The organism is Lactobacillus fornicalis, from assembly GCF_055362665.1.
Genome location: NZ_JBLTIM010000070.1, coordinates 1 through 5,648 on the forward strand (window position 1 = coordinate 1; position 5,648 = coordinate 5,648).

At 30.7% G+C, this 5,648-nt stretch carries 4 protein-coding genes; all 4 read right to left on the reverse strand.

Annotation, left to right across the window (positions count from 1 at the left end):
- Nucleotides 1-51: 51 nt before the first annotated feature.
- Nucleotides 52-720 carry a type II-A CRISPR-associated protein Csn2 gene (gene csn2 / locus ACNDLV_RS08125; protein WP_006586414.1) on the reverse strand — a complete coding sequence of 223 codons (669 nt, stop codon included), beginning with the start codon at nt 718-720 and terminating at the stop codon, nt 52-54.
- Nucleotides 717-1,022, reverse strand: coding sequence for a CRISPR-associated endonuclease Cas2 (gene cas2, locus ACNDLV_RS08130; RefSeq protein WP_006587693.1), 306 nt, complete (start codon nt 1,020-1,022; stop codon nt 717-719). The genes csn2 and cas2 overlap by 4 nt, the downstream gene beginning before the upstream one ends.
- Nucleotides 1,000-1,908, reverse strand: coding sequence for a type II CRISPR-associated endonuclease Cas1 (gene cas1, locus ACNDLV_RS08135; RefSeq protein ID WP_006586412.1), 909 nt, complete (start codon nt 1,906-1,908; stop codon nt 1,000-1,002). Before cas1 ends, cas2 begins: the two co-directional genes overlap by 23 nt.
- A gap of 229 nt (nt 1,909-2,137) precedes the next feature.
- Nucleotides 2,138-5,629, reverse strand: a complete 3,492-nt coding sequence (cas9, locus tag ACNDLV_RS08140) for a type II CRISPR RNA-guided endonuclease Cas9 (RefSeq protein ID WP_498883099.1) — start codon at nt 5,627-5,629, stop codon at nt 2,138-2,140.
- Between the last annotated feature and the right edge of the window lie 19 nt (nt 5,630-5,648).

Consider the following 5,648-nt stretch of genomic DNA (forward strand, 5'->3'; position numbering starts at 1 on the left):
TTAACAACCTTCTAAAACCGACGTTTTATCATCAGCTTCTCAGATTGTAAATCAGTACCAGTCGACAAAATCCTCATCAATATAACAGACTCTTGAATCCCCACTAACAACCTTAAAATTCGGAGATGAAAATTCCATTAATATCAAAGGTACATTTACTTCTTTTACAAAGGTAATTAAGTTATTCAGTTGTTCTTTTGTAAGATAATGACTTACATTTGCAAAAGTAACAACCGAATTCAATTTACATTCAATATGAATTTTAACAACTGTTTCAATTATAGCATAAGGATCACTTAGTACAGAATCATCAAAATGAATTCCATCAAATTTAAATAACTTTTTTAAATCTACATTTTCATTGACTTCAATTGGTAAGTCAGTCATAAAGATTATATCTTGAATATCGGTGCTAAGTTGCCTCCATTTATCAAATATTCTATTCCGATGCTTTTCACTTATATTCTCAAATAAATTTGAAATAATTTTAGTTAGATAAGAATTAAGACAATCTTGTGTAATTAAAACATCTCCAACCCAGTCAATAAATTTATTCTTTTCAAGTTGATTGTAATGCTCATCAAAGAATTTTACTTTATCGCTTTTTCCTTGAAAAGAAAGAATGAAATCACGATAAACTGCAGAATTAGCCACTTTTATAAAAGTTACCTTACCATCTGATACTTTAATCGGATGATGTCCTTCATAACTAATAATCATATAATCACTGTCCTATCTGAAGTGTTCCGTACATCATCTACTGCTGTTCCAATTAAAAAGTGCATATCATTATACTGCTTTTCTGTTAGCATTAATGACTGTACTAGGCCTTCTTCTGGCAAGAAATTTCTTATTCTATTTTCTAAAAAATTAGCCATTTTTCGATTAACACAAACTCGGACATAAACAGAAAATTGGATCATTACAAATCCTTCATTAATCAGTTCTTTTCTAAATATGCGATAGTTCTTTCTATCTTGAGCCGTTTCTGTAGGCAAATCAAACATTATCAACAATCGCATGGTTCGGTACCTCATTGACAAAATCCATCACACTTTCTACTTTATCCACATCACTGCTTAAATATCCTAAACACTCCTTGGTAAATAGATCTATTGCATTAGCTAGAAGGATAGCTTTTCCATTATATTTAATCTGTAAACTAAGCAATTCAACCAATCCATATCGCACATCTGGAGTAAAATCTTTTAATTTTTGTCCTGCTACCCAGTAATCTACAAAAGGTCTAAATGGTTCCATTAAATCTGATGCTAAGTTAAATTGATTGGCAATAGAAGAATGGTGAACTCCTAAATATGTTTCATAACCATTTTGAACAATGCGACGATTAAAAGATGATAACAATATGGAATAACCATAATTCAAAGCTGCATTAATAGTATCTCCTTCATCTTGTCTGACAAAACTCTTTCCAAAAAGTTCTTGGAAATACTCTCTAGCTACTACTGCTTCTCGATTGCTTACATCATTAAACTCTAGCTTATTAATTTCTTCTTCAACCTTAGTAAACTCTAATTTATAGTTTTTTAAGACCCTGAGTTGATTATTCATTTTTAACCAGACAATTTTAGTCCATAGTTTTTCTTTTAAAGAATTATCCCAATTTAACTGCGCAAGTAATTTTTGATAATTACATTTAGGTGCATAATAATTCACTGTCTCAGTTATTGGATTATATTTATTATCTACAAATATTACCTTACAGCCTCGCTCAGCCAATTTACTTATCAATTGAGAAGTTATAACAACTTGCGTGCTCTCAACTAAGACCAATGCAATATCTGAAAGCGGAATCTGAGTAATTCCATTACTCGTTTGTACCTGCATCATATTAGCAGAATATGATAATTTAGCATGTTGCGTTATAATTACATTTCTCCAACTCACTTTTACTCACTCCTCTTGTTAATAACAAAAAAAGATGTTAATATTTAGATGTTGAGTTAACAACCTCAACATTTCAATTTACTGATTTAACAACCTTATTTTTAAAATCAAGCAAGGCTTTCGGGCCGAGTTTTCACATGTGTACCGCTTATAGCGGTCTTTTTTTTGCAGTAAATAAAAAAGGATTACACCTATCATTAGTGTAATCCTTTTTCTATACAAAGGTTAATTATAAGTCTTTGACTTTAACACGTCTTTCAAATAAGCCTGTTGGAGATTGATAGATAAGTTGTGCTTCTGGGGAAATACTCGAAGTTATAATTCTTCCAAAATCTGATATATTTAATTCTTTAATTGTTGCCCTCGTTGATTTTGCCTGAAGGCCTTTAAGAATTGCTAATATTGTATCAGCCTTCTTAGAAGCTTCTAATTTTATAAATTTATTTCTACTGTTCCGCAATTTTTCTCTAAAATCTCTGCTATCAAACAATTCAAAATATTTATCAACTATTTCAATAATTTCATCGAATACTTCAAGTAGACATTTATCTGGATTTTGAACCTTATCACCAAATTTATGTTTTCGACAATCAACATCTTCAATATAATCAAGAATATATTTCATATTTTGCTGTGACAACACCAATTGCTTTAAATTCGGTGTATCAACAGTCCCAGTTAGCATAAACTTCTTATTACCATCAAGAACAGCTTGCTTAAATGGCATCTTACCAACTAAAACTCTGAATCCTTCAATTCCACGTTTAGCCTTACCATTCTTATCAAACATTACCATTGGTTCAATAACTTTGCGTAAATCTTCATCATAATTCTTTGAAGCTTTAAGCATGGCAGCAGCTCTCATCGGAATACCAACAACGCGATATTCTGACCCCCTCTTTTTATCTACTTTGACTAATGCAAGGTATGCATCATTATTATTACTATATCCACCATAAATATCAGTTGGTCGATCAAGCTTCTTAGGAATCAAACTTTTGGTTTTAGCCGTAGTACGTTCAATAATTGGGAAAAGCGTTTGTTTAAACATATTATTATTACGGGTGTAAACTGCATGTGATATATTCATATACTTGAAGTTATATGCAGTAGTTAATTTGTCAATAATATCTTTTTTACTAAAGACTTGTTGATTGGTATGGCTAATGCAAATTGCATCATCCTTACCCCAAATCAACTGATAAATAAAGTTGAATTTCTTAATTTTCTTAACTGGATCATCTTCTTGATTTTCAGCTTTGCCAAACTTCTTAAATTGTCCATATACAAAGTATGGTCTAAGTTTTGGATAGACTTGATACAAGTAATTACCAACAATCGTAGTTAAGTATGCGTCAATAGCATGGTGATAATCATTAACTTCACGACTCTTGTATAAGTTAAATTCCTTACGCAAGATAGAATTGTAGCTAGCTTTTACTTCAATAATCTCAGTATCAGGTAACTTAGCCTGCAAAATATTAGCAACTAACTTAATAACTTGACTAGTTTCTACTAATTGCCGGTTTACGAATCCTGAAGCCATATTTCGAGAAATCTTTTCTGGATCTGTAATCAAGTTATTAAATTTACGTTTACTAATAAGTCCAAGTTCAAGCCATTTCTTCCACATTTGACGAATAGTAATTCCCAAACCTGCAGCTATTTTATTTCCAAATAAGAGTACTGGCACATTATCAGATTTACCGTTGTTATAAGCTCTTTGAACAAGTACTCTGTTATCAAAGGAATCATCTTTAATAAATGATTGTGGATAAATATGATCAATATCATAATCTTGCAAGTTATCTAAAGATAATTTTTCACCACTATAGGCATCCCTACCCATTTGCTTAAAGTACAAGAACACCTTGTCCTTAGCCAAAGGCTTATTATCTTTCATATTCTTTAGTTCATTTTTAACCGCATCATCTAAAAACTCATCGCTAATCTTGGCATATATCTGATCAAGTTGAGCCTTACGTGACTTAGTCATTTGTGGATTATCTTGATCTTCACGAGCGAATTCAATAGCAATTTGACTAGGCTTTTTACCATGAGCAGCGGCAATAATATCATCAACTACTCGCATAACTTGACGAATTGCCTTTTTATTCTGTGGAGAAGTATATGCTTCAACCAAGATATCTTTCATATCTTTCGCTTTAGTAAAGGAACTATTAGCTTCTACAATTTTTCTTTTTATAACCGGATTAGCTAAAACTTCAGTTAAAGTTTCAGGTTCATTCCAGAGTCTTTGCAAGATATTAACACCATTTTCATCCGTAATTTGAGTTAATAACTTCTTAGATAATCTCCCCCATCCTGAATAGCGTTTACTACTTACTTGTTTAATTTGTTCAGATGTTAGCCAAGTAATTTCTTTTAGCTTCCGCTTGAAAATCTTACGGTCTTCAAACACAGTTGACCATTCAATCATCTTTTCGAAGTCAGCTTGCTTATTAGGATTATCAATCTCATCACCAAAGATATTACGATAATCAATATAAGTTGAAAAACTATTGTTAAAATTAATTCCATCAGAAAGGCCCTCAATCAAACCTGGAATATTGCCCTCTACTAATAAATAATTCTTTAAGTTATCTAAATTGATGCTTTTTTGCTTCTTAAATAATTTTTCAAAAATATCATGCTTTAGTTCACTTGTTAATTTTTTGCCGTCAATTTTTATTCTATTTAATTCATCTAATATCATAAATTTTTGATAAACTAAACTAGATTTTGGTAAAACATCTTCAGCTAATAAATACGTATCCTTCCTTGTCATTCTCTTGATAAATTGATTAGCTGATTCTGTAGTATCAACCATTTCTTCCAAATTCCAAGGCGTTATTTGACCTTGCTTTTGACGTACCATCCAGGCAAACTTATTTTTATTTTGTTTATCTTTAATACTTTGATTATCAATTAATGGTCCAACATAATAAGGCACCCGGAATGATACAAGTTCACTAATTTCATAAGGAGCATTATTTCTATGACTTTCTACAGGATTAGGTGTAATCAAGAATGGATAATACTTTCCCTGTTTTTCAAGTATTTGCGTCAATTCAACTTGATGCAATTGATATGGAATCACTCCATTTTGATTGGTTCTTTGTTTTGGTAAAAATTCACCTAAATCAAGTCTAGCCTTAATCTTATTAGCTAATTCTGAATCATCTAAATTATCAGAAACAAATTTGCCAAATACTTCGAAGTTGCTTATTACATCGGCAAAATTTTTGTCCCCTACCTTCTTATTTTTAAACAAATTCTTAGCTTCTACTAAATCAGATTTACGATAATTAACATATAAATTATAGGCTGATAGCAGTTTTTTAGCTTTTTTCTGATCACTTAAAGAATCAATATATTCTTTAAATATTTTCAAGTCTTCCTTATGATCATCATATTTCTTAATCATCGATTCAGAAAGACTCATTCCATCTGGAACAATCTCATTTAAAACTATAGTATTATAAATGCTTTGCAGTTCTAATACAAATTCTATTTGTGCATCTGTCAATAAACTAGTCAAATCATCCAAAGATTCATCAATATTAGCATCGCTAAATTTTAATTTATAGTCCTTCACATCAACATCAGTAAGACTAAAGAGTGTATCTAATCTAAACATATAGCCCATAAAAGAGTTAGCAACTTGTTTAGCAATATCTTTATTAAGCTTAGCTTTATCCTTTGAATCAGCTTCTTTAATTAGAAACTGTCAAATTTTT